We start from the raw sequence: 25,275 nt of genomic DNA on the forward strand, positions 1-25,275 counted from the left end.
CCGACCCGCGCCTCCTCGGCCCCTGGCGGCAGGGCGACGGACGGGGCGGTCCGGTCAGATCTTGCGCAGCAGGACCGAGTCGACCTTGTGATCGGCGGACTTCCGGAGCACCAGCGTCGCGCGGGACCTCGTGGGCAGCACGTTCTCGAGCAGGTTGGGCTCGTTGACCTCGCGCCAGATGCCCGACGCGAAGCGCCGCGCCTCGCCCTCGTCCATGTCGGCGAAGCGGTGGAAGTACGAGCGCTCCTGCGTGAACGCGCTCTTCTGCAGGGCGAGGAACCTCTCGACGAACCAGTTCTCGATGTCGCCCGTGCGGGCGTCGACGTAGACGGTGAAGTCGAAGAGGTCGCTGAGCGCGAGGCGACCGCCGAGGGGCGGCTGCAGGACGTTCAGGCCCTCGACGATCAGGATGTCGGGTCGACGGACGACGACCTCGGCGCTCGGCATGATGTCGTAGCTCGTGTGCGAGTAGAAGGGTGCGCGCACCTCCTCGGCGCCGCTCTTGACCTGCGAGACGAAGCGCAGCAGGTGACGCCGGTCGTACGACTCGGGGAACCCCTTGCGGTGCATGATCCCGCGGCGCTCGAGCTCGGCGTTGGGGTAGAGGAAGCCGTCCGTCGTGACGAGCTCGACGCGCGGGGTGTCGTCCCACCGCGACAGCAGCTCTCTCAGGAGGCGTGCGACGGTGGACTTGCCGACCGCGACGGACCCGGCGACGCCGATCACGAACGGCGTCCGCTGCGCGCGTTCGCCGAGGAAGTCGCTGGTCGCCCGGTGCAGATTGCGCGCCCCGGCGGCGTACAGGTTCAGCAGGCGGCTGAGCGGGACGTAGACGTCCTGGACCTCGCTCATGTCGAGCCGGTCGCCGAGCCCGCGGAGCTGGACGATCTCGGTCTCGGTGAGAGGGAGGCGCGTGGCCGGGGCCAGATCGGCCCACGCGGCACGGTCGATCTCGACGAACGGGGAGGCGTGCGCGGTCGCGTGCGTCGTCGGGGTCGCGTCGGCCATGGGGTCGAGGCTACCCGCTGGCCGAAGCCGTAGGATCGTCCCCATGTGCGGAATCGTGGGTTACGTCGGAGAAGTCGGTCTGGGCGAACGGAGCGTGGAGGTGCTGCTGGGCGGTCTCAAGCGCCTCGAATACCGCGGCTACGACTCGGCGGGCGTCGCCGTGATCGACGCCGACGGTCGTCTCGACAGCCGCAAGAAGGCCGGCAAGCTGAAGATGCTGATCGACGACCTCGAGGCCACCCCGCTGGTCGACGGCCGGACGGGGATCGGCCACACGCGCTGGGCGACGCACGGCGGCCCGACCGACTCGAACGCCCACCCCCACCTCGCCGACGACGGTCGGCTGGCGCTGATCCACAACGGCATCATCGAGAACTTCTCCGAGCTGAAGGCCGAGCTCGTCTCCGAGGGCGTCGAGTTCCAGAGCGAGACCGACTCCGAGGTGGCTGCGCACCTGGTCGCGCGGGCCTATCGTGCCGGTGGCGGCGACCTGGCCGAGGCCCTCCGCACGGTCGTCAACACCCTGCACGGCGCCTTCACGCTGCTCGTCGTGCACGCCGACCAGCCCGGCCTCGTGGTCGGCGCCCGTCGCAACTCGCCGCTCGTCGTCGGTCTCGGCGACGGCGAGAACTTCATGGGCAGCGACGTGGCCGCCTTCATCGCGCACACCCGTCGCGCGATGTCGATCGGGCAGGACCAGCTCGTGTCGATCCGCCCCGACTCGGTCGAGGTCGTCGACTTCGAGGGCCGCCCCGTCGAGACCACCGAGTTCGAGGTCGACTGGGACGCGTCGGCCGCCGACAAGGGCGGCTGGTCGAGCTTCATGGCGAAGGAGATCAGCGAGGAGCCCGAAGCCGTCGCCAACACGCTGCTCGGCCGCGCCGTCGACGGCGCAGTCACCCTCACCGACCTCGACGGCGTGCGCGAGCAGCTGCTCACCGTCGACCGCGTCATCGTGATCGCCTGCGGCACGGCCGCCTACGCCGGCATCCTCGGCAAGTACGCCATCGAGCAGTGGGCGCGCATCCCGGTCGAGGTCGAGCTCGCCCACGAGTTCCGGTACCGCGACCCCGTGCTCGACGCCCGCACGCTGGTCGTCTCGATCAGCCAGTCCGGCGAGACGATGGACACCCTGATGGCCGTCAAGTACGCCCGCGAGCAGGGTGCGCAGGTGCTGTCGATCTGCAACACGCAGGGGTCGACCATCCCTCGCGAGTCCGACGCCGTCATCTACACGCACGCCGGCCCCGAGGTCGCGGTCGCGTCGACCAAGGCGTTCGTGGCGCAGGGCACCGCGCTGTTCCTCCTCGGTCTGCACCTCGCCACGCTGCGCGGCACCCTGACCGCCGAGCAGATCGCCGAGCAGGTCACCGACCTGCAGGCCATCCCCGAGAAGATCATCCGCGTGCTCGAGAGCTCGGACCGCATCCGGACCCTCGCCGGCTGGATGGCCGACACGCGCTCGGTGCTGTTCCTCGGCCGTCACGTCGGGTACCCGATCGCCCTCGAGGGCGCGCTCAAGCTGAAGGAGCTCGCGTACATCCACGCCGAGGGCTTCGCCGCCGGCGAGCTCAAGCACGGTCCCATCGCGCTGATCGAGCCGGGTCAGATCGTCTTCGTCATCGTGCCGAGCCCTCGCGACCCCCGCAGCCTGCACCCCAAGGTCGTCTCGAACATCCAGGAGATCCGCGCCCGAGGCGCCCGGGTCATCGCGATCGCCGAGGAGGGCGACGCGGCCGTGCTGCCGTTCGCCGACGAGGTGCTGCACATCCCGCTCGCGGCCCCGCTGTTCGAGTCGCTCCTGGCCGTCGTGCCGTTGCACATCTTCGGGATGGAGCTCGCCGCGGCCAAGGGGCTCGACGTCGATCAGCCCCGCAACCTCGCGAAGTCCGTGACCGTCGAGTAGATGCGATCCGGGCACCGATGACACACCGAGCGACAGCGTGATCGCCGGCATCGGGGTCGACGTGGTCGACCTCGCGCGCTTCGAGCGATCCCTCACCCGGACCCCGGCTCTGCGGGGGCGTCTGTTCGGCGACGACGAGACGCGACTGCGCGACGGCTCGCCCCGGTCGGCCTCGTCGCTCGCCGCACGGTTCGCCGCCAAGGAGGCGCTGATCAAGGCCCTGGGCGGGTCGACGGGGGTCTCGTGGCACGACATCGTCGTCGTGTCCGACGACCAGGGCGCCCCGTCGTTGGCGCTCCGGGGCGGGGCGGCGGCCCTGGCCGACAGCCGCGGCGTCGCGCACCTGCACCTCTCTCTCAGCCACGACGGCGGGGTGGCCGTCGCCTACGTCATCGCCGAGCAGGCCGACCGGCCCGCTGGCGGCACCACCGACCGACCTCCGTCGGCGACCATCCGAGACGAACCCGAGGAGACGATCCCCGCGTGACGCAAGACGCCATCATCACCGTCGACACCGCGGCCCTCCGCCACAACGTGGGCGTGCTGCGCGCCGCCGTCGCCCCGCGCGCCGTCATGGTCGTCGTCAAGGCCGACGCCTACGGGCACGGCGCGGTCGAGTCGGCGAAGGCGTTCGTCGAGGCCGGGGCCGACTGGCTGGGTGTCGCCGACCTCGACGAGGCGCTCGCGCTCCGTCGCGGGGGCCTCACGGCTCCGATCCTCGCCTGGCTGCACGCGCCGGGCGAGTCCTTCGAGGCCGCGGCGGCCCACGACATCACCCCCGCCGTGTCCGACGTGGCCCAGCTCGAGGCGGCGGCCGCGGCCGGGGTGCGTGCCGTGCACCTCTGCGTCGACACGGGGTTGAGCCGCAACGGCGCCGTCGAGGCCGAGTGGCCCGCGCTCTTCGGCCGCGCGGCGGAGCTCGCCGACCGCCTGCCCGTCGAAGGGCTGATGAGCCACCTCTCGAACGCCTCACCCGAAGAGGACGGCAAGCAGGCCGCCGCGTTCGTCCGCGCACGCGGTCTGCTCGGCGACCTCGGCATCGACCCCGAGCTGTCGCACCTCGCCGCCTCGGCGGCCGGTCTCAGCTACTCGGGCACCCGCTTCGGACTCGTCCGGTTCGGCCTGGCCGCCTACGGCATCAGCCCCTTCGGCGGGCGCACGGCCGCCGAGTGGGGGCTGCGCCCGGCGCTGACGCTCTCCGCGCCCGTCACCACCATCAAGCGGGTGCCCGCCGGCGAGGGCGTCTCGTACGGCTACCTGTTCCGCCCCGAGCGCGACACCACGATCGCCGTGGTCCCGGTCGGCTACGCCGACGGCGTGGACCGCGCCGCGAGCGACCGGGCCTCCGTGACCATCGGCCGTCGCACCTACCGGGTCCGGGGGCGCATCGCGATGAACGCCTTCGTCATCGACGTGGGCGACGATCCCGTCGAGGTGGGCGACGACGTCGTGCTCTTCGGCGACCCCGCGTCCGGGCACCAGAGCGCCGAGGACTGGGCCACCGCCTCCGGGGGGATCACCTACGAGACCGTCGCCTGCCTGTCGGGCGCCCTGACCCGGAGGTACCTGTGAGCGCCGGCTATCTGCGACGGGCGACCGTCGACCTCGCGGCCTACCGCGCCAACCTCTCGTCGCTGGTCGAGCGTCTCGCGCCGGTCGAGGTGCTCGCCATCGTCAAGGCCGATGCGTACTCGAACGGCATCGACGTCATGGTCCCCGAGGCCGTCGCCGCCGGCGTCCGCTGGTTCGGCACGGTCGAGCTCGCCCCGGCGCTGCGACTGCGACGAGCCGGCGTGGCGCTCGAGGCGTCCTTCTTCGCCTGGCAGCTCGGACCCGACGACGACTACGCGGGGGCCGTCGAGCACCGGGTCGACCTCGGCGTGTCGACGCTCGAGCAGCTCGAGGCCTTCGCGGACGCGGCCCGCCGGGCCGGCTCCGAGGCGCTGGTGCATCTGACCATCGACACCGGCCTGCACCGCGAGGGCTGCCTCCCCGCCGACTGGGCCGAGTTCGTCTCCCGGGCGGTGGCCCTCCGCGACGAGGGCGTGGTGCGCCTCCGCGGGGCCTTCTCGCACGTCTCCGAGACCAGCGAGGCAGACGACCACGCGGCGTCGGTCGTGTTCCGCAAGGCGCTCGCCGACGCCGAGGCGCTCGGCGCGACGTTCGAGAAGCGGCACATGTCGTCGAGCTCGGCGGGCATGGAGCACCCCGAGAGGCGCTTCGACATGGTGCGCATGGGGTCGAACGGCTACGGCATCCCCGTGACGGAGGGCGTCACCGCGAGCGACCGGGGTCTGCGGCCCGTGCTGACCCTGAGCGCCTGCGTCGTGCGCGTGAAGCGGGTCCCCGCCGGCACGGGCGTCTCGTACGACTACACGTACCGGGCCGAGCGCGACACGACGCTCGCGCTCGTGCCGATCGGCTACGCCGACGGCGTCAGCAGGCGGGCCCAGCACGGGGTGGAGGTGACGGTGCGGGGTCGCCGGTACCCGATCGTCGGGCGCGTGGCGATGGACCAGTTCCTGATCGACGTCGGCGACGACCCGATCGAGGTCGGCGACGAGGTCCTGCTCTTCGGGTCGGGCGACGGCGGCGAGCTCACCATCGGCGAATGGGCCGAGGCCACGGGCACGATCCCCGAGGAGGTCTCGTGCCGCATCGGCGCGCGCGTGCCGCGCGTGTACCTGGGCCGCCGGGCATGACCGACGACGCCCTCCCGCTCTTCGACGGTCCGGTGGCCGACGCCGAGACGATGGAGGCCCTGGGCCGCCGTCTCGGCGGCCTGCTGCGGGCGGGCGACCTCGTCGTCCTGACCGGTCCGCTGGGTGCCGGCAAGACGACGCTCACCCGCGGCATCGGCGAGGGTCTGCAGGTGCGCGGGCAGGTCGCGAGTCCGACCTTCGTGCTCGCGCGGACCCACCCGAGCGCGACGGGCGCGCCCCTCGTCCACGTCGACGCCTACCGGCTGGGGGGCGCGGCCGAGCTCGACGACCTCGACCTCGACTACGAGGGATCGGTCGTCGTGGTCGAGTGGGGAGCGGGGCTGCTCGACGGCGTCTCCGAGTCGTGGCTCGACGTCGTGATCGAGCGACCGACCGGCGCGGGAGCGGCCGCCGCCGACCCCGCGAGCGACCCCGACTCCGATGCCGACCCCGACGCCACGGTCGACGAACCGCGCCACGTGACGATCACCATGCACGGGCCCCGCTGGGCCCACCTCTAGACGCCGGGGCGCGAGCCGAGGAGGCGCGGGTCGTGTCGGACGCGTCGCCTACGATTGACAGGTGATCCTGGCCATCGACACCTCCGCGGGGACGACCGTCGCCGTCGTCGACCGCGACCGCGGCGTGCTCGCCGAGCGGACCGAGACGGACACCCGGCGTCATGCCGAGGTGGTCGGCACCCTCATCGAGTCGGCCCTCGCCGGGGCCGGCGTCGTGCCGACCGACCTCAGCGCCGTCGTCGCCGGCGTGGGGCCGGGGCCGTACACGGGGCTGCGCGTCGGCATCGTCGCCGCGCGCGCCTTCGCCTTCGGCATCGGGCGCCCGTGCCTCGCGGTCGCCAGCCACGACGCGGTCGCCTTCGAGCGCCTCTCGACGGGCGCGGGCGGCAGCGGCTCGGTGGCCACGCCGAGCGGGCGACTCGACGCGCCGCTCGTCGTGGTGACCGACGCGCGTCGTCGCGAGGTCGCGTGGACGGCCTACCGCGGGCTCGACGCCGACGGGCTGCCGGTGCCCCTCGACGGCCCGACGCTGGCCCGCCCGGCCGAGCTCGACGGCGTCCTCGGCGAGGCCGCCGCCTGGCCGCGCACCGACCCCGACGACACCGCGGTGTCGGCCGCCGCGCTCGGGATGCTCGCCGAGCGGCTCTTCGAGCACGGCCGGGAGTTCGCCGGGCCGGCGCCCCTCTACCTCCGCGAACCCGACGTCACGGTCTCGGCCGGTCCGAAGCCGGTCGGGCGATGAGCGCGATCCTCCGCCGCGCCTCCCTCGGCGACCTCGACCGCGTCATGGCACTCGAGACCAGCGTCTTCACGACCGATGCGTGGTCCCGAGAGGGCATGGCGCACGAGCTGGCATCGCCCGACGGCTGGTACCTCGTGGCCGAGGACGACGGGGTCGACGGGGCGGGCGAGACCTCTCTGGCCGGTTACTGCGGTCTGCTGGTGCTGCCCGGCGCCCCGGACGCCGACGTGCAGACCATCGCGGTGGCCCCCCGGGCTCGCCGCCGTGGACTCGGCCGCGCCCTCATGACCGAGATGATCGACGAGGCGCGCCGCCGTCGGGTCCGCGAGATGTTCCTCGAGGTCCGCGCCGACAACCCCGGCGCCCAGCACCTCTACGAGTCCCTCGGCTTCGAGCCCATCGCCGTGCGCCCGCGCTACTACATGCCCGACGGGGTCGACGCCGTCGTGATGCGGCTCGCCCTCACCCCCGCGTCGACCGGCGCGGTCGGCACGTCGGACGCCGCCTCGCAGACAGGACACTCCTCGTGACCCCGACCCGCGCCTCCTCGGCCTCCACCGCCCCGTCGGAGCCTCTCGTGCTCGGCATCGAGACGAGCTGCGACGAGACCGGCGTCGGCATCGTCCGCGGCACGACGCTGCTCGCCAACGTCATCTCGTCGTCGATGGACGAGCACGCGCGGTACGGCGGCGTCGTGCCCGAGGTCGCCGCGCGGGCGCACCTCGACGCGATGCAGCCGGCCCTCGAGGCGGCGCTCGCCGAGGCCGGCGTCACCCTCGACGAGCTCGACGCGATCGCCGTGACGAGCGGGCCGGGGCTCGCCGGCGCCCTCATGGTCGGCGTCGGAGCGGCCAAGGCCCTCGCCCTCGCGACCGGCACCCCGCTCTACGCCGTCAACCATCTGGTCGGGCACGTCGGCGCCGACGTGCTCCGCGACGACGACAGCGAGATCGAGCTGCCGACCATCGCCCTGCTGGTGTCGGGCGGGCACACGTCGCTGCTGCACGTCCGCGACCTCGTCGACGACGTCGAGCTGCTCGGCGAGACCATCGACGATGCGGCCGGAGAGGCCTTCGACAAGGTGGCGCGCCTCCTGGGGCTGCCCTACCCCGGCGGGCCCCAGATCGACCGCGTCGCCGTCGACGGCGACCCCGCCGCGATCCGGTTCCCCCGCGGGCTCACCCTGCCGAAGGACCTCGTCAAGCACCGTTACGACTTCTCGTTCTCGGGCCTGAAGACCGCGGTGGCGCGCTGGGTCGAGCGTCGTCGCGACGAAGGAGGCGCGGTGCCGGTCGCCGACGTCGCCGCGTCGTTCCGCGAGGCCGTCGCCGACGTGCTGATCACCAAGGCGCTCGCGGCCTGCGCCGACCTCGGCGTGCCGCGCCTGCTGCTCGGCGGGGGAGTGGTCGCCAACGCGCGCGTCCGCGAACTCGCCCACGAGCGCTGCGCCGCGGCCGGCGTCGAGCTGCGCGTGCCGCCCCTGTCGCTCTGCACCGACAACGGCGCCATGATCGCCGCGCTCGGCGCACAGCTGGTCGCCCGCGGGCATGCTCCGTCGCCCCTCGACTTCGGAGCGGACTCGACCCTGCCCGTGACCTCGGTCTTCGTGGCCTGAGCGCCGGGCGGCGCCCTGCGGCGACGGACGGACCGGTCCTCCACGGGAGCGCGCATTCTCCACGGGTGGGGCGGGCTCGGGGCGGACGCGGGTCGGTTCCGCGTAGGCTCGGGGCCACTCAGACAGAAGGAGACCTCGGCATGACCGACCACGACCCGGCCCGCCAGGGCCCGCAGAACCCGCAGGGCGCCCCCGCCGCCTACCCGCAGCAGCCGTACCAGCAGAACCCGTACCAGAACCAGGGTCAGGGTCAGGGCGGCTACGGGCAGCAGAACCCGAAGACCAACGTGCTGGCCATCGTGTCGCTGGTCTCGAGCATCCTCAGCTCGTTCATCTTCAGCATCGTCGCGATCGTCACGGGCCACATCTCGCTGCGCCAGATCAAGCGCACCGGCGAGCAGGGCAAGGTCATGGCGATCATCGGCCTGGTGCTCGGCTACCTCGGCCTCCTCGGCGCCATCGCCCTCGTCGTCTTCTTCATCGCCGCCATCGCGGCGGGCGGCTTCGCGTACGACCAGAGCTACGGCACCGACGGGTTCTGATCTCTCCGGGTGTCCTCATCGACGACGTCGATACCATGACGGGGTCCGCGCTCACCGGCGCGGGCCCCGTCGTGCTCCGGGCCTCCGCGCCCGCACCACGACCGCCGCTCTGCACTCGAAAGGGTCCTCATGGCCACCGACGACACGACATCCGACCCGGCCGGCCAGGGGCCGCCGGCCGACGCCTCCGCCGACGCCTCCGCGTCCGCGCCGTCCTCGGCTCCGAGGTCGACCGGGCCTGACGGGTCCGCTCGCGACGAGGCCTCGGCGGGGTCGCCGCCGCTGCCGCCGACCGCGTTCCCCGGCGCTGCCACCCAGCCCGCGCCTCCTGCGGGCTCACGGCCGACCGGCGACCCGTTCGTGGCGCCGGGGCAGCATCCCGCCCCGGGCGGCTCGGCACCGGCGCCGCAGGGGCCTCCCGGTTCGGCGCCCTACGGTCAGCAGGGTCAGCCTGGTGCGTACGGTCAGCAGGGTCAGCCCGGCGCGTACGGTCAGCCCGGACCCACCGGCCAGCAGGGTCAGCCTGGTGGGTACGGTCAGCAGGGTCAGCCTGGCCCGTATGGAGAGCAGGGTCAGCCCGGTGCCTACGGTCAGCCCGGCCCGTACGGTCAGCAGGGGCGGCCCGGCCAGCAGGGTCAGTACGGCGCCCCTCACGCCGCAGGTCGGCAGCAGCCCTACGGCGGACCACAGCAGCCCTACGGCGCGCCTCAGCAGCCCACCGGAGCCCCCCGGCCGCAGCAGCCGTACGGCGCTCAGCCGCAGTACGGCGCCCCGCAGCCCTACGGCGCCCAGTACGGCTCGTACCAGCAGGGCGCTGGTCGGCCGACGAGTCTGCTGAGCATCCTGTCGATGTCGGCGTCGATCCTCGGGGTGCTGGTGTCGCTCATCCTGTTCGGCACGGGCATCGTCTTCTCGATCGCCGGCGTCGTCCTCGGTCACCTCGGTCAGAAGCGCGAGCGTCACGCCCGCGGCTTCTGGCTCACCGGTCTCATCACGGGCTACGCGGGGATCGGCATCTCTCTGCTGATCATCGGACTGTGGGTCGTCTTCTTCCAGTGGATCGGCAACATGCCGCCGACCGGCGGGTACTACAGCGGGTCCTGATCGCCCCGACACCCGACGGCCGCCGCACCTCATGGGTGCGGCGGCCGTCGTCGTCGGTCCGGGTGCACCGCGTCGCGGACGGCGCGGAGCCCGTTCCGACCCGGCTCCGTCACCCGTGCGTCGACCCGCGGGTCGACCCGCGTGTCGGGCTCAGGCGCGTTCGCAGAGCAGGGCCGTGTGGCGCCCCGCGACGCGGGTCAGCACCAGCGTCGCTGAGTTCGTCCCCTGCAGCGACAGGCGCTTGCGGAACGTCGCGGGGTCGACGTCGACCCCGCGCTTCTTGATCTCGAGGCGGCCGATGCCCCGCGACCGCAGCTCGCGCTTCAGGGTCCGCTCGTCGAGGGGGAACGTCTCGAGCACCCGGAACTGCTGCGCGAACGGGGTCTCGACCCGGTGGTCGGTGCTCAGCCAGGCGATGTCGCGGCTGATCATGCGTGCATCGATCGACCGTGCGAGGTCCCCGATCAGCCGGGCGCGGATGACGGCGCCGTCGGGTTCGTGGATCCACTCGCCGATGTCGTCGACGTCGACGTCGTCCGAGTCGGCGGGCGCGGTCAGCTCCGCCGCCCCGGAGGCGCTGATCACGAGCGCCGATCGGCCCACTCCGGTCCGTGCGAGCGGCCCGAACCAGACGCCCGCCTCGACCACGTCGCGATCGACCGAGATCCACTGGCACTCGGCGTCGGTCGGGAGGAGGTCGCGGTCGATGCCGGGGCCGAGCTTGACCCCGGTGGGCAGCCGCTCGGCGAAGCCGAACGCGACGTCGAGCGACGGCGACCAGTCGGCGGGGTCGGCGATCCGCTTCGTCGCGCTGTGCCCGCCGGTCCGCCGAGCCGGATCGAGGTAGACCCCGTCGACGTCGCTCAGATCGGTCGTCTCGGCGTCCCCCTGGCGCACCCTCGACGCCGGCCACGGCGAGAGGTTGTACGACGCGACGGCGGCGGTGACCTCGTCGCGGTCGACGGCGAGCACGTCGAGCTCGAGCGCGGCGAAGGCGAGGGCGTCGCCGCCGATGCCGCAGCCGAGGTCGGCGACGCTGCGGAGCCCGGCGGAACGGAAGCGGTCGGCGTGACGGGCGGCGACTCCGAGCCGCGTGGCCTGCTCGAGGCCCGCCTCGGTGAAGAGCATGCGGCTGGCGAACTCGCCGAACTTGCCCTCGGCCCGGGCTCGGAGGCGCGCTTGCGTCAGCACGGCGGACACCCGCTCGGGCGGGTGGCCCTTCTTGCGCAGGGCGGCGACCGACGAGACGACGTCGTCGGAGGCCTTCCACGCGGGCAGAGAGTCGAGCAGCCGGAGCCCCTCGGGAGAGAGGACTTCGAGCAGCTCCGAGGCATCCATGTCGTCCAGTCTCGTGCATCCGCGAGGGGGCGACTCCCGCCGCTCGGGCGGATCCGCGCTGCCCCGGGGCAGCGGTCCGGTTCGACTGGCACTCGGATTGACCGAGTGCCAGTGACGCCCTAGAGTTGTTTCTGGCACTCGCACGTGGCAAGTGCCAACCCACGTTTTTCGAAGTTCCGAGAAAGTAGAGGTCAACCGTGTCGGTCTCCATCAAGCCGCTCGAAGATCGCATCGTCATCCAGCAGGTCGAAGCCGAGCAGACCACGGCCTCCGGCCTGGTGATCCCCGACACCGCGAAGGAGAAGCCCCAGGAGGGCGAGGTCGTCGCGGTCGGACCGGGTCGCATCGACGACAACGGCAACCGTGTGCCCCTCGACGTCGCCGTCGGCGACAAGGTCATCTACAGCAAGTACGGCGGAACCGAGGTCAAGTACGGCGGAGAGGACTTCCTCGTCCTCTCGGCTCGCGACGTCCTCGCCGTCGTCGTCCGCTAGTCGGTCGACAGAGCATCATCACGAGAACCCCCGCTTCGGCGGGGGTTCTCGTCGTCTCACCCCCAGGAGGCGCGGCTCGGCCCCTCCGCGCACCGCGCCTCCCGAGAACGGCAGACGAGCACTCCACCGTGGCAGAGGTGGACGTGTCGGGGTGTCGGCCGGTCCGCTTACAGTCGTGACGTGACCAGCAGTCGTTCCCGCACCTCCTCCGCCTCCTCCGTTCCGTCAGCCGAACCGGCGCCCGGCGGCGACCCGACTCCCACGGGCCGTCCGGCAGCCGACCCGGCCGTGCGCTCGGGGCTGGCGTTCGCCGTCGGCGCCTACGGGCTCTGGGGCGTCCTGCCGGTGTTCTTCCTGCTGATGTCGCCGTCGGGGCCCTTCGAGATCGTGGCCTGGCGCATCGTCTTCTCGCTCGTCTTCTGCCTGGTGCTGCTGGCCGTGACCCGGGGCCTGCCGTCGTTCATCCGGTTGCTGCGACAGCCTCGTCTCGTCGCGACGATGGGTCTGGCCGGCGTCTTCATCGTCGTCAACTGGACGGTCTTCATCACCGCGGCGCTCGCCGGCCACGTCGTCGAGGCCGCCCTCGGGTACTTCATCAACCCGATCGTCACGGTCCTGCTGGCCGTCGTGGTCCTGCGCGAGCGACTCCGCCCCGCTCAGTGGGCCGCCGTCGCGTTGAGCGGCGTCGCCGTGCTCGTCATCGCGGTGGGCACCGGCGACATCCCGTGGGTGTCGCTCGTGCTCGCGTTCTCGTTCGGTCTGTACGGGCTCGTCAAGAAGCAGGTCGGCGGCCGGGTCGACGCCGTCGGCGGGCTGACCCTCGAGACGATGCTCATGACGCCGGTGGCCGGTGCGGCGCTGATCGTCATGGCCGCCACGGGTCTCGGCGGCGGGGTCGTGTTCGGCTCGGTCTCGGTCGTCCACACGCTGACCGTGATCAGCTCGGGCGTCGTCACCGCCGTGCCGCTGCTGTTCTTCGCGTCGGCCGCACGTCGGCTCCCGTTGGCCACGATCGGTCTGACCCAGTACCTCGCGCCGGTTCTGCAGCTCGTGGTCGGCGTGGTGCTGCTCCACGAAGAGATGCCGGTCACGAGGTGGATCGGCTTCGCCATCGTCTGGGTCGCGTTGATCGTCCTGTCGGTCGACGCGCTGCGGGCGAACCGCCGAAACCGCGGTATTGAGCGCAAGTCACGAATTGCTAACGAAACGGTCCAGTGACGACGAGAACACACGCCAGAAACAATCCAGCCCTAGTTTCTACTCAATCGCGAGGACCGTCTGCCTAGTGTCGGTCCGGCTCTCCGCGCTTCACGAAAGGGACTACGGATGATCCGATCCACCAAAGGCCTGAAGGCTCTGGCGCTCGCAGGGGCCGCCTCCGTCCTTCTGGCCGCCTGTTCGTCGACGTCGTCGACTCCGTCGGAGGGCTCGTCGTCGTCGCCCTCGGCCTCGGCGTCGCAGAAGGCCGACCCCGCAGCATCGTGCGAGGCTCCCAGCAGCCCCGGACAGGACGCCCTCCGCATCGGCACGATCCTGCCGAACACGGGAACCCTCGCCTACCTGGCACCGCCCGCCGAGGCCGGCATCGGCCTCGCGGTCGAGGACATCAACGCCGCCGGCGGCGTGCTCGACCAGGACGTCGTCGTCGAGCCCCGCACCGACTCCGGTGACAGCAACGACCTCACCGTCTCGAGCGCCGCAGCGACGCAGCTCATCGACGCGAAGGTCCCGGTCGCGATCGGCGCCGAGTCGTCCAGCGTCACGCTGAACGTCATCGACCAGCTGACCGCCGCGTGCATCGTCGAGATCTCGCCGGCCAACACGGCGTCCGCGCTCAGCGGCTACTCGTCGTACTACTTCCGCACCGCGCCGCCGGACTCCGTCCAGGGCTCGGCCCTCGGCACGCAGATCGTCAACGACGGTCGCGCCAACGTCGCGTTCCTCGTCTTCAACGACACCTACGGCACCGGTCTCCGTGACGCCGTCCAGGAGTCGGTGGAGGCCTCGGGCGGCTCCGTCGTCTACGGCGGCACGGGCGAAGGCCAGGAGTTCCCTCCCGGTCAGACGACCTTCTCGTCCGAGGTGACGGCGGCCCTGGCCACCGACCCCGACGCGATCGTCATCCTCGCGTTCGACGAGACCAAGTCGATCGTCCCCGAGCTCGTCGCCCAGGGCGCCGACATGACCTCCATCTACATGTCGGACGGCAACACGGCCGACTACAGCGAGGACTTCGACCCGGGCACCCTCGAGGGCGCTCAGGGCACGATCCCCGGTGCGTTCCCCTCGACCGACCTGCAGAAGCGCTTCAACGACTTCTACCAGGAGAGCGCGGGCTCGGCCCTCACCGACTACTCGTACGCACAGGAGTCCTACGACGCCACCATGCTCGCCGCGCTCGCCGCGGTGAAGGGCGGCGGAACCGACTCCGGCACCATCCAGGCCAACATGGCCTCGGTGTCGGGCGCCGACGGCGGCACCGAGTGCGCCACCTTCGCCGACTGCAAGACGGCGATCGAGGCCGGCGACGACATCGACTACACCGGCCCTTCGGGCATCGGACCGTTCGATGACCAGAACGACCCGTCGAGCGCCTTCATCGGCATCTACAAGTTCGACGGCGACAACAAGATCGTCTACCAGACGGCTGTCGAGGGCTCGGTCCAGTAACTCGGTCCCTTCTCCAGCGGAGGCCCCGGCGCGTGTGCGCCGGGGCCTCCGTCGTGCGTGCGGTGCGTGTGGTGCGTGCGGTGCAAGCGGCGCGTGCGGCGCGTGCGGTGCGTGCGGTCAGCGCGTCCAGCGCGTCCGTCCGGCGCGGTCGAGGGGGCGGAAGATGCCTTCGCGGCCCGGTTCGACGTTGCCCCGGATGCTCGAGTGGTCAGAAGGTGTCTTTCGCGGCGTGTGGAAGGGCATCTTCTGACCACCCGGGGCTCCCGGGAGGGTGCGGGTCCGGGTCCGGGTCCGGGATCGGATGCGCCGCGTCTGCTCGAGTGGTCGGACGGTGTCGTTCGCGGCGTCTGGAAGGACATCTTCTGACCACCCCGGGTCGCGGGGCGGGATGATGCCGCCCGCACGACGCGAGCCCGGCACGGCGCGAGCCAGCACTACGCGAGCCCCGCACGGCGCGAGCCCGCACGGCGCGAGCCAGCACTACGCGAGCCCCGCACGACGCGAGCACCACGGCACGACGGAGGCCCCGCACGTCGAGCGTGCGGGGCCTCCGGGGCGATGCGGGTGTCGCGTCGGCGTCAGTGCGACTCGTCGACGTCCTTCGCGAGCGTGCCGAGGTACAGCTCGATCACCTTCGGGTCGTCCGCGAGCTCGCGTCCGGTGCCCGAGTAGGCGTTGCGGCCCTGGTCGAGCACGTAGCCGCGGTCGCAGATCTGCAGGCAGCGGCGGGCGTTCTGCTCGACCATGATGACCGAGACGCCAGCCTTGTTGATGCGACGGGTGCGGATGAACGTCTCGTCCTGGCGGACGGGCGACAGGCCGGCCGACGGCTCGTCGAGCAGCAGCACCTTCGGGTCCATCATCAGCGCGCGCGCCATGGCGACCGACTGGCGCTCGCCGCCCGAGAGGGAGCCGGCGCGCTGGCCGCGACGGTCGCCGAGCACGGGGAACAGATCGTAGATGTACTCGAGTCGCTCGGCGAACTTCTTGGGGCGGAGGAACATCCCCATCTGCAGGTTCTCCTCGATGGTGAGCGACGGGAACACGTTGTTCGTCTGCGGCACGAACCCGACGCCGGCCTGGACGAGCTTGTTGGCCTTCAGGTTCGTGATGTCCTCGCCGCCGAGCGTGACGCCGCCCGAGTGGATCTTGACGAGGCCGAACAGGGCCTTCAGCAGCGTCGACTTGCCGGCGCCGTTCGGGCCGATGATGCCGATGAGCTCGCCGGGGTAGCAGACGAGGTCGCAGCCGTTGAGGATGTTGACCCCGGGCAGGTAGCCCGCCACGAGGTCGCTGGCGTTCATGATCGGTTCGATGCCCGCGAACTTCTCGGTTCCCGGGTGCATCTGGGTGGTCGAGGCGCTCATGCCTTCTTGTCTCCGGTCTGCTGGTCGTCCGCCGCGTTCGTGGCGGTCGGGGTCGAGGGGTCGGGCGAACCGGGCAGGTCGCGTCCGGGGACTCCGCCGCCGGTGGCCGAGGAGGCGCCGGTCGTGTCGTCCGCGCGGGCCGCGTCCTCGGCGGCCACCTCCTGCTCGAGCTCCTCGAGCACGGCGTCGGTGAGCAGCGAGTCGTCGCCCAGGTCGGTGTCGTGGTGCGCGCCCAGGTAGGCGTCGATGACGGCCTGGTCGTCCATGACGGTGTCGGCGGGACCTTCGGCCACGACCTTGCCCTCGGCCATGACGATCACCCAGTCCGAGATGTGGCGGACCATGTGCATGTCGTGCTCGACGAAGAGCACGGTGGTGCCCTCGTCGCGCAGGCTCTGGATGTGACCGAGCAGCGACTGCGTCAGGGCCGGGTTCACGCCGGCCATGGGCTCGTCGAGCATGATCATCTCGGGGTCGCTCATGAGGGCGCGGGCCATCTCGAGCAGCTTCCGCTGGCCGCCGGAGAGGCTGCCGGCGTAGTCGTCCTTCTTCTCGTGGAGCTTGAAGCGCTTGAGGAGGTCCTCGGCCTTGGCCGTGATCTCGCGCTCGCGGGCCTTCCAGAGCGGCGGGATGATGCCGATGAAGAAGTTCTCGCCGGGCTGGTCGCGTGCGCCGAGCAGCATGTTCTGCATCACGGTCAGACGCGACAGCGCCTTCGTCAGCTGGAACGTGCGCACCATGCCCGCCCGGGCGACCTTGGCGGCGCCGACGTTGCCCATCGGCTTGCCGTCGAAGACCCACTTGGCGGTCCCCTCGCCGCGGCTGAACGCGGTGGGGGCGGAGGAGGCCTTGTCGAAGCCGGTCAGCAGGTTGAAGAAGGTCGTCTTGCCGGCCCCGTTCGGGCCGATCAGCGCCGTGATCGCGCCGCGCTGCACCTCCACGTGTCCGACGTCGACGGCGGTCATGCCGCCGAAGCGACGCACGACGTTGTCGACGGTCAGGATGGGGTCGGGCTTCGAGGAGCCGGGCGTGCGGTCGACGCCGGTCAGCTTGCTGCGCAGGGCGTCGCGGTCGTAGTCGTAGCCGGCCTTGCGGGCCCGGCCACCGGTCGTGGTTGTCTCAGACACTGAACGACAGCTCCTTCTTGTTACCGAGGATCCCCTGTGGCCTGAAGATGATCAGGCACATGAGGGCGACGCCGACGAGCACGTACGAGAACTGGTCGGCCTGTTGGTTGCTCATGATGCTCGCGGGGATGAAGTCGCCGGCCAGGGTGCGGATCAGCAGCCGGACGGAGAAGAACAGCACCGCTCCGAGCACCGGTCCGAAGACCGTCGCGGCACCACCGAGCAGCAGGGCCGTCCAGATGAAGAAGGTCGTCGAGCGGCCGAGGGCGTCGGGCTGGACCGACGAGGGCAGCACGTAGATGATCCCGGCGAGCGAGCCGATCACACCGCCGAAGACGAGCGCCTGCATCTTGTACGAGAAGACGTTCTTGCCGAGGCTGCGCACGGCGTCCTCGTCCTCGCGGATTCCCTTCAGCACGCGACCCCAGGGGCTGCGGCTGAGCAGGAACACGATGACGCAGAGCAGCGCGACGAGGCCCCAGGCGACGATGCGGATCCACCAGCCGCTGACGCCGTTGTTGTCGTAGGTGAACCACAGGATCGTGGTCTGACCGTCGGGCAGCGGCGAGAGCGCGGTGAAGGCGTCGCGGTACGACGAGCCGGTGATGCCGTTGGAGCCGCCGGTGACGTCGGTCAGGATGCTCGATCTGCCGACCATCCGGATGATCTCCGCCGCGCAGATCGTCACGATCGCCAGGTAGTCGCCGCGGAGCTTCAGCGTCGGGACGCCGAGGATCAGCGCGAAGATCACACCGCAGAGCAGACCGATCAGGACGGCGACCCCGATGGGGAGTCCGCTGGTCAGCGAGATGGCGAATCCGTAGGCGCCGACCAGGAGGAAGGCCGCCTGGCCCATGTTGATCAGCCCGGTGAAGCCGAAGTGGATGTTGAGGCCGATGGCCGCGAGGGCGAAGGCCGCCGTGGTGGGCGCGAGCGCCTCGCCGGTGAGGGCACGGAGCAGAGAGATGACGTAGTCCATGAGTAGTCCCCTTAACCGATCCGCTCGGCGCGACCGAAGATGCCCTGCGGCCGGAACAGCAGGATCACGATCAGGATCAGCAGCGCGGTGGCGTACTTGAAGTCACCCGGCAGGACCAGGTTGGTCAGTTCGACGATGACGCCGATGATGAGCGAGCCCGCGAGGGCGCCGAACGACGTCCCGAGCCCGCCGAGTGTCACGGCGGCGAACATGAGCAGCAGGATCTGCAGACCCGTCATCCAGTTGACGCCGTTCAGCACGAGGCCGAGCATGACGCCCGAGAGGCCGGCGAGACCCGCCGCGACCGTCCACACGAGGCGGATGATGCGGTCGACGTCGATGCCCGAGGCGGCGGCGAGGGCCGGGTTGTCCGAGACGGCGCGCGTCGCGCGACCGGTGCGCGTCTTCGTCAGGAACAGGCCGGTCAGCACCAGCACGACGATCGAGACGCCCATGGCCACGTACGACTGCACCGTGAGGGTGATGCCCGCCAGGGTGACCGTCGAGGGGTTCGCTGTCTGGATGCGGACGGTCGCCGCGCCGAAGAAGTACTGGAACGCGTACTGCAGCGCGATCGAGAGGCCGATGGTGACGATCATCAACTGGGTCAGACTCAACCCCCGCCGTCGGAGGGGCTTCCAGATCGCCCAGTCCTGGATGAACCCGGTCGCCGCGCAGAGCACGACGGTGAGCATCGCGGCCAGGAAGATGTTCATGCCGAGCTGGTTGGCGAAGACGTACGCCAGCAGACCGCCGAGGGTCACCTGCTCGCCGTGCGAGAAGCTGCTGAGACCGGTCGTGCCGTAGATGAGCGACAGGCCGATGGCCGCCAGTGCGAGCAGCAGACCGAGGCGGATGCCCGAGGCGAGCTGCTGCCCGACGCGCTCCCAGTTGAACGCCGCGGCGGTGTCGCCGGTGGTGGCGCCCTCGGTCGCGCTGAGCTGGAAGATCACGCCGGCGTTGGCGCCGAGCGTGGCGTTGACCATGCGCTCGTCCTGCTCGGCGTTCGTCAGGAACTCGCCGTCGGGCAGCGAGTCGGTGTCGAGGGCGACGGTGTACTGGCCGCCCTCGGTGACGGGGAGGGCCCAGCGGCCGGTGCCGTCGACCTCCGCCGTTCCCTCGAAGCCGCCGGGGCCCGTCACGGTGAGGACGACGCCGCTGGCGGGCTCGCCCTCGGATGTCCGGATGCTGCCCTGGATGCAGGCGGTGTCGGCGTCGACGGCACACGATGCGGTCGCCCCGCCCTGGGCCCGTGCGGGCTCGGGGGCGATCATCACGGACAGGAAGGCGCCGGCCAGTGCGAGCAGCAGCGTCAGGACTGTGACGAACAGGGCAGGCCGCAACGGTGTCGGCGGTGCGATGGTCGTGTCGGGTTTCACGGAACCTCCTGGACAGGTGCCAGTCGGGGCGATGCCCCGGGTGCCGCTGGCTACCGTCGTTGGTGACGCTACTTTCGCCGTGTGTCGGCCATGTTTCGCGCACGACACAGGCAAGAGTCGAAAAATCGTCGCTGTTCTGTGACCTTTTCGCGCCTCCTCGGCCGTCTGCGGCCGTCGGGACCCGGAATGCAGGAGGTGCGGGGCGGGTTAACATCGACTACCGGCGGTCGACGGCGCTCCGGTGCTCCACCGCCCACCACTCGCTCCTTCGAAGGGGACTCATGGACCAGCCGGATCCGTTCGGATTCATCGGACTCACGTACGACGACGTCATGCTCCTCCCCGGGCGCACCGACGTGATCCCGAGCGAGGCCGACACCTCGTCGCGGCTGACCAAGCGCATCCGCGTGGCCGTGCCGCTGCTCTCGGCCGCGATGGACACCGTCACCGAGTCGCGCATGGCCATCGCCATGGCGCGCCAGGGCGGCATCGGCATCATCCACCGCAACCTCTCGATCGCCGACCAGGCGGCGCACGTCGACAAGGTCAAGCGCAGCGAGTCGGGCATGATCACCAACCCGGTCACCACGAGCCCCGACGCGACCGTCGCGGAGGTCGACGCGCTGTGCGGTCAGTTCCGCGTCTCGGGTCTGCCGGTCGTCGAGTCCGACGGCACCCTCGTCGGCATCATCACCAACCGCGACATGCGCTTCGTGTCGACGTTCGAGATGCAGACGACGCTCGTCCGCGACGTCATGACCTCGGCCCCGCTCATCACGGCCCCCGAGGGCGTCGACCCCGACTCGGCGATCGCGATCTTCGCCGAGCACAAGATCGAGAAGCTGCCCCTCGTCGACGCCGACGGCAAGCTGCGCGGTCTCATCACGGTCAAGGACTTCGACAAGAGCGAGAAGTACCCCGACGCCACGAAGGACGACGAGGGTCGTCTGCGCGTCGGCGCCGCGATCGGCTTCTTCGGCGACGCGTGGGAGCGCGCCTGCGCCCTGCGCGACGCGGGCGTCGACGTGCTCGTGGTCGACACCGCCAACGGCGAGAGCACCGGCGAGCTCGACATGATCCGCCGCATCAAGGCCGATCCGACGTTCGCCGCCATCGACGTGATCGGCGGCAACGTCGCGACCCGTTCGGGTGCCGAGGCGCTCATCGAGGCCGGAGCCGACGCGATCAAGGTGGGCGTCGGCCCCGGCTCGATCTGCACCACCCGCGTCGTCTCGGGTGTCGGCGTGCCCCAGGTCACGGCCGTCTACGAGGCGTCGCTGGCGGCGCGCGAGGTCGGCGTGCCGGTCATCGCCGACGGCGGTCTGCAGTACTCGGGCGACATCGCCAAGGCGCTGGTCGCGGGGGCCGACACGGTGATGCTCGGCTCGCTGCTGGCCGGCTGCGACGAGAGCCCGGGCGACCTGGTGTTCGTCGGCGGCAAGCAGTTCAAGAACTACCGCGGCATGGGCTCGCTCGGTGCGATGCAGACCCGCGGCAAGAACACGTCGTATTCGAAGGACCGCTACTTCCAGGCGGACGTCCCCTCCGATGACAAGCTCATCCCCGAAGGCGTCGAAGGACAGGTGCCCTACCGCGGGGCGCTCGGCAACGTCGTGTACCAGCTGACCGGCGGCCTGCGTCAGTCGATGTTCTACGTCGGCGGCCGCACCGTCGACGAGCTCAAGGCGAAGGGCAGGTTCGTCCGCATCACCGCGGCCGGCCTGAAGGAGAGCCACCCGCACGACCTCCAGATGGTCGTCGAGGCGCCCAACTACCGTCGCTAGCCGTCGCCGGCGCGCGGCCGGATGTTCTGCGCGAAGAGGGACGTGATGCCGCCGGGCCCGGCGACACCACGTCCCTCTTCGGCTGCGTCGCGGCCGACCCGGCCGGGGGCGGGGTGCTCGCCTCCGGTAGGGTGGCCCGGTGACTGAGGTAGAGATCGGCGTATCCAAGCGTGCCCGCCGCGCGTACGCGTTCGACGACATCGCGATCGTCCCGAGCCGGCGGACGCGCGACCCGCGCGACGTCTCCGTGAGCTGGTCGATCGACGCGTTCACGTTCGAGTCGCCGATCATCGCGGCGCCCATGGACTCGGTGGTCAGCCCGGCCACGGCGATCCGCATCGGGCAGCTCGGTGGTCTCGGGGTGCTCGACCTCGAGGGCGTCTGGACCCGTTACGACGACCCGGAGGCGGTGCTCGCCGAGATCCGCGACCTCCCCGAGGCCGAGACGATCGCGCGCATGCAGCAGATCTACGCCGAGCCGATCAAGCCCGAGCTGGTCACGGCCCGTCTGGCCGAGATCCGTGCGGCGGGCGTCGCCGTCGCCGGCTCGCTGAGCCCGCAGCGCACGCAGGACCTCTACCAGACGGTCGTCGACGCCGGTGTCGACATCTTCGTCATCCGCGGCACGACCGTGTCGGCCGAGCACGTGTCGAAGACGACCGAGCCGCTGAACCTCAAGAAGTTCATCTACGAGCTCGACGTGCCGGTCATCGTGGGCGGCGCTTCGACGTACACGTCGGCGCTGCACCTCATGCGCACGGGGGCTGCGGGCGTGCTCGTCGGGTTCGGGGGCGGCGCCGCCTCGACGACCCGCGCCTCCCTGGGCATCCACGCGCCCATGGCGACCGCGATCGCGGACGTCGCGGGTGCGCGTCGCGACTACCTCGACGAGTCGGGAGGGCGGTACGTGCACGTCATCGCCGACGGCGGTCTCGGCACCTCGGGCGACATCGTCAAGGCCGTCGCCTGCGGCGCCGACGCCGTCATGCTCGGGGCAGCGCTGGCGCGAGCCACCGATGTCCCCGGCGGCGGGTTCCACTGGGGCGCCGAGGCGCACCACCCCGAGCTGCCCCGCGGGCGTCGAGTGGACGTGGGCCAGGTAGGCACCCTCGAGAAGATCCTCTACGGCCCGGCCGAGACGGTCGACGGCCAGGCCAACCTCATCGGGGCCCTCCGGCGGTCGATGGCCACCACCGGATACAGCGACCTCAAGGAGTTCCAGCGCAGCGAGGTCGTCGTCGCCCCCTACCAGCCGCACTAGCCGGTCGGTCGTCCCCAGCTGAGCGCCGCCTCATGGCGGGCTCGGCCGTGGGGGCGTTGGATGGACCCGTGGACGCGACGAGCGTCCCGGTTCCGATCCAACGATGGAGGCTCGCATGGCCAGGTCCGCGTCCGTTTCGCTCTCGACGAAGCTCGGCCCCGACGAACGGGCGGCCGCCGTCGAGGTGATGAAGACCAGAGAGCTCGACATCCTCGTCATCGGCGGCGGCATCGTCGGCGCCGGCTCGGCCCTCGATGCCGTGACCCGCGGTCTCAGCGTCGGCATCGTCGAGGCCCGCGACTGGGGCTCGGGCACGTCGAGCCGGTCGTCGAAGCTGGTGCACGGCGGGATCCGCTACCTCGAGCAGCTCAACTTCCGGCTCGTGCGCGAGGCCCTCATCGAACGCGGGCTGCTGCTGCAGCGGCTCGCGCCGCACCTGGTCAAGCCGGTGCGGTTCCTGTACCCGCTGAGCAAGCCGGTCTACGAGCGGTTCTACATCGGCGCGGGCATGGCGCTCTACGACATCTTCAGCTGGACGGGCGGGCGCCCGCCCGGGGTGCCCCACCACCGGCACCTGAGCAAGACGCAGGTGATGCGGGCGATCCCGAGCCTGTCGAAAGACGCCGTCGTCGGTGGTCTGACGTACTACGACGCCCAGGTCGACGACGCGAGGTACGTCTCGTCGCTGGTCCGCACCGCCTCGGCCTACGGCGCTCACGCGGCGAGCCGCATCCGGGTCGAGGGCTTCGTGAAGGTGGGCGAGCGCGTGGTCGGCGTGAAGGCCCACGACTACCAGACGGGCGAGCACTTCGAGATCCGCGCCAAGCAGGTCGTCAACGCGACCGGCGTCTGGACGGACGACACGCAGGCCATGGTCGGCGAGCGGGGCCAGTTCAAGGTGCGGGCGTCGAAGGGCGTGCACCTGGTGGTGCCCCGCGATCGCATCCACTCCGACATGGGCATGATCTTCCGCACCGAGAAGAGCGTGCTGTTCGTGATCCCGTGGGGTCGTCACTGGCTGGTCGGCACGACCGACACCGACTGGGATCTCGACAAGGCCCACCCGGCGGCGACGGCCGCCGACATCGACTACATCCTCGAGCACGTGAACCGCGTCATGGCCGTTCCCCTCACCCGCGACGACGTGGAGGGCGTGTACGCGGGTCTGCGTCCCCTGCTGGCGGGCGAGTCGGACCAGACGTCGAAGCTGTCCCGTGAGCACATCGTCGCTCACACCGTGCCCGGCCTCGTCGTGGTGGCCGGCGGCAAGTGGACCACGTACCGGGTCATGGCGGAGGACGCCATCGACGAGGCGGTGGCGGCGCTCGACGGCCGCATCCCCGAGAGCACGACGATGGAGATCCCGCTGGTCGGCGCCGAGGGGTATCACGCGGCGTGGAACAAGCGGGGCAGGATCGCGAAGGCCTTCGGCGTGCACAAGGTGCGCATCGAGCACCTGCTGAACCGCTACGGCACGCTCACCGACGAGCTGCTCGACCTGATCCGCGACGACCCGTCGCTCGCCGAACCGCTGCCCGGGGCGGACGACTACATCCGTGCCGAGGTCGTCTACGCGGCCAGCCACGAGAGCGCCCTGCACCTCGAGGACGTCCTGGCGCGACGCACCCGCATCTCGATCGAGGCGTGGGACCGCGGCGAGTCCGCGGCGCCCGTCGCGGCCCGGCTCATGGCCGGCGTGCTCGGCTGGAGCGACGACGAGGCCGAGGCCGAGGTCGCGAACTACCTGAAGCGCGTGGCGGCCGAGCGCGCCAGTCAGCTCGAGCCCGACGACGAGTCCGCCGACCGGGTGCGCCTCGAGGCTCCGGACATCGCCTTCGGCTTCGAAGAGGACGACATGATCGTCCCCGGCGCCGATCAGGGCGGTGCCCCGAAGGCCGACGAGGACGTCGTCGAGCCGGCCGGCACACCAGGCGACGACACGTCCGCCGAGCGACCGGGCGGCACGGCCGGCTGAGCCGCTCGAGGGGGCGTGCAGGAGGCGCGGTGACGGTCCGACCGGCACCGCGCCTCCTGCCGTCCGCGGCGTCCGGCACGGCCCCGTCGGGCGCCCGCCACCGGCCGACGGGCCGGGAACAAAGCGCCGCGGGGCGCGGTTGTGACCACCATGAGCAGCCCGGTCCGGGCGTCGGCGCCCGACGCTAGGCTGAGACGACTGCCCCCGAATCCACTGGAGACGAACCATGGTTGACGTGCGTCGAGTCAAGCTCCCCGGCGTCGGGGTGCTGCACACCTTCATCACCGACGACGGCGGCAAATGCGGTGTGATCACGCACCGCTCGGGTCACAGCGATCTGATCACGTTCAGCGACGAGGCCGACGGGGCCGACGTCACGAAGGTCTCGCTGCGCCTCAGCGAAGACGAGGCGCACACGCTGGCCGAGCTGCTCGGCGGCACCCGCATCACGGAGTCGCTGTCGGCGCTCGACCAGATCCCGGGTCTCAGCATCGACTGGTTCACGGTCGACTACGACGACCACATCGCCGGGCAGCCGCTCGGCGACCTGGGTGCGCGCGGCGTGGTCGGGCTGACCGTCGTCGCCGTCGTCCGCGGCGACGCCGCCAACCCCGCCCCCTCGGGCGACTTCAAGGTCTTCCCCGGTGACACGCTCGTGGTCGCCGGGTCCCCTGAGAAGGTCGCCAAGGCCTTCTCGTTCTACCGCACCGGCGAGCTCAAGCACCGTTCGCCGGTCGACGCTCCCCCCGGGGGCTGACGCC

23 protein-coding genes are annotated in these 25,275 nt (G+C 71.3%); 17 read left to right on the forward strand and 6 right to left on the reverse strand.

The window, feature by feature from the left end; all coding sequences use genetic code 11:
* Window positions 1-54 precede the first annotated feature (54 nt).
* Complete coding sequence (gene coaA / locus ASF89_RS03090) at window positions 55-1,008, reverse strand: type I pantothenate kinase (RefSeq protein ID WP_055811965.1); 954 nt, start codon at window positions 1,006-1,008, stop codon at window positions 55-57.
* Between the two features lie 43 nt (window positions 1,009-1,051).
* Between coaA and glmS the strand changes: the two genes are divergently transcribed.
* The 10 genes from glmS (at window position 1,052) to ASF89_RS03140 (ending at window position 10,140) form a co-directional block, all read left to right on the forward strand.
* Entirely contained in the window at window positions 1,052-2,914 is a 1,863-nt protein-coding gene (gene glmS, locus ASF89_RS03095; protein WP_055811968.1) for a glutamine--fructose-6-phosphate transaminase (isomerizing), read from the forward strand.
* 37 nt (window positions 2,915-2,951) lie between these two features.
* Window positions 2,952-3,401, forward strand: coding sequence for a holo-ACP synthase (locus ASF89_RS03100; protein WP_082475309.1), 450 nt, complete (start codon window positions 2,952-2,954; stop codon window positions 3,399-3,401).
* Window positions 3,398-4,486 carry an alanine racemase gene (alr, locus tag ASF89_RS03105; protein ID WP_055811971.1) on the forward strand — a complete coding sequence of 363 codons (1,089 nt, stop codon included), beginning with the start codon at window positions 3,398-3,400 and terminating at the stop codon, window positions 4,484-4,486. Before ASF89_RS03100 ends, alr (ASF89_RS03105) begins: the two co-directional genes overlap by 4 nt.
* Window positions 4,483-5,616: an alanine racemase gene (alr, locus tag ASF89_RS03110; RefSeq protein ID WP_055799978.1), complete on the forward strand. Its 1,134-nt coding sequence runs from the start codon at window positions 4,483-4,485 to the stop codon at window positions 5,614-5,616. Before alr (ASF89_RS03105) ends, alr (ASF89_RS03110) begins: the two co-directional genes overlap by 4 nt.
* Complete coding sequence (tsaE, locus tag ASF89_RS03115) at window positions 5,613-6,137, forward strand: tRNA (adenosine(37)-N6)-threonylcarbamoyltransferase complex ATPase subunit type 1 TsaE (protein ID WP_055811975.1); 525 nt, start codon at window positions 5,613-5,615, stop codon at window positions 6,135-6,137. Before alr (ASF89_RS03110) ends, tsaE begins: the two co-directional genes overlap by 4 nt.
* 61 nt (window positions 6,138-6,198) lie before the next feature.
* Complete coding sequence (tsaB, locus tag ASF89_RS03120) at window positions 6,199-6,879, forward strand: tRNA (adenosine(37)-N6)-threonylcarbamoyltransferase complex dimerization subunit type 1 TsaB (RefSeq protein ID WP_055799983.1); 681 nt, start codon at window positions 6,199-6,201, stop codon at window positions 6,877-6,879.
* A complete protein-coding gene (rimI, locus tag ASF89_RS03125; RefSeq protein WP_055811978.1) occupies window positions 6,876-7,409 on the forward strand; it encodes a ribosomal protein S18-alanine N-acetyltransferase in 534 nt (177 codons plus the stop codon). Before tsaB ends, rimI begins: the two co-directional genes overlap by 4 nt.
* The gene (tsaD, locus tag ASF89_RS03130) at window positions 7,406-8,494 is read left to right on the forward strand and encodes a tRNA (adenosine(37)-N6)-threonylcarbamoyltransferase complex transferase subunit TsaD (protein WP_055799989.1); all 1,089 of its coding nucleotides are present in this window, start codon (window positions 7,406-7,408) and stop codon (window positions 8,492-8,494) included. Before rimI ends, tsaD begins: the two co-directional genes overlap by 4 nt.
* A gap of 140 nt (window positions 8,495-8,634) precedes the next feature.
* Window positions 8,635-9,036: a DUF4190 domain-containing protein gene (locus ASF89_RS03135; RefSeq protein ID WP_055799990.1), complete on the forward strand. Its 402-nt coding sequence runs from the start codon at window positions 8,635-8,637 to the stop codon at window positions 9,034-9,036.
* 129 nt (window positions 9,037-9,165) lie between these two features.
* Window positions 9,166-10,140, forward strand: a complete 975-nt coding sequence (locus tag ASF89_RS03140) for a DUF4190 domain-containing protein (protein WP_055811982.1) — start codon at window positions 9,166-9,168, stop codon at window positions 10,138-10,140.
* 150 nt (window positions 10,141-10,290) lie between these two features.
* Here the strand turns inward: ASF89_RS03140 and ASF89_RS03145 are convergent, their stop codons facing one another.
* Entirely contained in the window at window positions 10,291-11,478 is a 1,188-nt protein-coding gene (locus ASF89_RS03145; RefSeq protein ID WP_055811985.1) for a class I SAM-dependent methyltransferase, read from the reverse strand.
* A 197-nt stretch (window positions 11,479-11,675) separates the two neighbouring features.
* On the opposite strand from ASF89_RS03145, the gene groES reads away from it, so the two are divergent.
* From groES to ASF89_RS03160, 3 genes are all read left to right on the forward strand, one after another.
* Window positions 11,676-11,972 carry a co-chaperone GroES gene (groES, locus tag ASF89_RS03150; RefSeq protein ID WP_055800001.1) on the forward strand — a complete coding sequence of 99 codons (297 nt, stop codon included), beginning with the start codon at window positions 11,676-11,678 and terminating at the stop codon, window positions 11,970-11,972.
* 288 nt (window positions 11,973-12,260) lie between these two features.
* A complete protein-coding gene (gene rarD / locus ASF89_RS03155; protein ID WP_055800004.1) occupies window positions 12,261-13,190 on the forward strand; it encodes an EamA family transporter RarD in 930 nt (309 codons plus the stop codon).
* Between the two features lie 108 nt (window positions 13,191-13,298).
* Window positions 13,299-14,642, forward strand: coding sequence for an ABC transporter substrate-binding protein (locus ASF89_RS03160; protein WP_055800008.1), 1,344 nt, complete (start codon window positions 13,299-13,301; stop codon window positions 14,640-14,642).
* A 578-nt stretch (window positions 14,643-15,220) separates the two neighbouring features.
* Here the strand turns inward: ASF89_RS03160 and ASF89_RS03165 are convergent.
* The 4 genes from ASF89_RS03165 to ASF89_RS03180 are packed head-to-tail and all read right to left on the reverse strand — an operon-like array spanning window position 15,221 to window position 19,494.
* The gene (locus tag ASF89_RS03165; protein ID WP_055800798.1) at window positions 15,221-15,988 is read right to left on the reverse strand and encodes an ABC transporter ATP-binding protein; all 768 of its coding nucleotides are present in this window, start codon (window positions 15,986-15,988) and stop codon (window positions 15,221-15,223) included.
* 17 nt (window positions 15,989-16,005) lie between these two features.
* A complete protein-coding gene (locus tag ASF89_RS03170; RefSeq protein WP_156357433.1) occupies window positions 16,006-17,070 on the reverse strand; it encodes an ABC transporter ATP-binding protein in 1,065 nt (354 codons plus the stop codon).
* Window positions 17,071-17,128: 58 nt separating this feature from the next.
* Window positions 17,129-18,115: a branched-chain amino acid ABC transporter permease gene (locus ASF89_RS03175; protein WP_055800011.1), complete on the reverse strand. Its 987-nt coding sequence runs from the start codon at window positions 18,113-18,115 to the stop codon at window positions 17,129-17,131.
* Between the two features lie 11 nt (window positions 18,116-18,126).
* A complete protein-coding gene (locus ASF89_RS03180) occupies window positions 18,127-19,494 on the reverse strand; it encodes a branched-chain amino acid ABC transporter permease (protein WP_235476588.1) in 1,368 nt (455 codons plus the stop codon).
* A 281-nt stretch (window positions 19,495-19,775) separates the two neighbouring features.
* Between ASF89_RS03180 and guaB the strand changes: the two genes are divergently transcribed.
* The 4 genes from guaB to ASF89_RS03200 all read left to right on the forward strand — a co-directional run bounded on the left by guaB (window position 19,776) and on the right by ASF89_RS03200 (window position 25,271).
* Window positions 19,776-21,278 carry an IMP dehydrogenase gene (gene guaB, locus ASF89_RS03185; RefSeq protein ID WP_055800015.1) on the forward strand — a complete coding sequence of 501 codons (1,503 nt, stop codon included), beginning with the start codon at window positions 19,776-19,778 and terminating at the stop codon, window positions 21,276-21,278.
* A gap of 139 nt (window positions 21,279-21,417) precedes the next feature.
* Window positions 21,418-22,539 carry a GuaB3 family IMP dehydrogenase-related protein gene (locus tag ASF89_RS03190; protein ID WP_055811988.1) on the forward strand — a complete coding sequence of 374 codons (1,122 nt, stop codon included), beginning with the start codon at window positions 21,418-21,420 and terminating at the stop codon, window positions 22,537-22,539.
* Between the two features lie 115 nt (window positions 22,540-22,654).
* Complete coding sequence (locus tag ASF89_RS03195; RefSeq protein ID WP_082489736.1) at window positions 22,655-24,514, forward strand: glycerol-3-phosphate dehydrogenase/oxidase; 1,860 nt, start codon at window positions 22,655-22,657, stop codon at window positions 24,512-24,514.
* A gap of 226 nt (window positions 24,515-24,740) precedes the next feature.
* A complete protein-coding gene (locus ASF89_RS03200) occupies window positions 24,741-25,271 on the forward strand; it encodes a cation:proton antiporter regulatory subunit (RefSeq protein ID WP_055800022.1) in 531 nt (176 codons plus the stop codon).
* Window positions 25,272-25,275 lie beyond the last annotated feature (4 nt).

It is taken from the genome of Frigoribacterium sp. Leaf172, assembly GCF_001424285.1.
GTDB lineage: Bacteria > Actinomycetota > Actinomycetes > Actinomycetales > Microbacteriaceae > Frigoribacterium.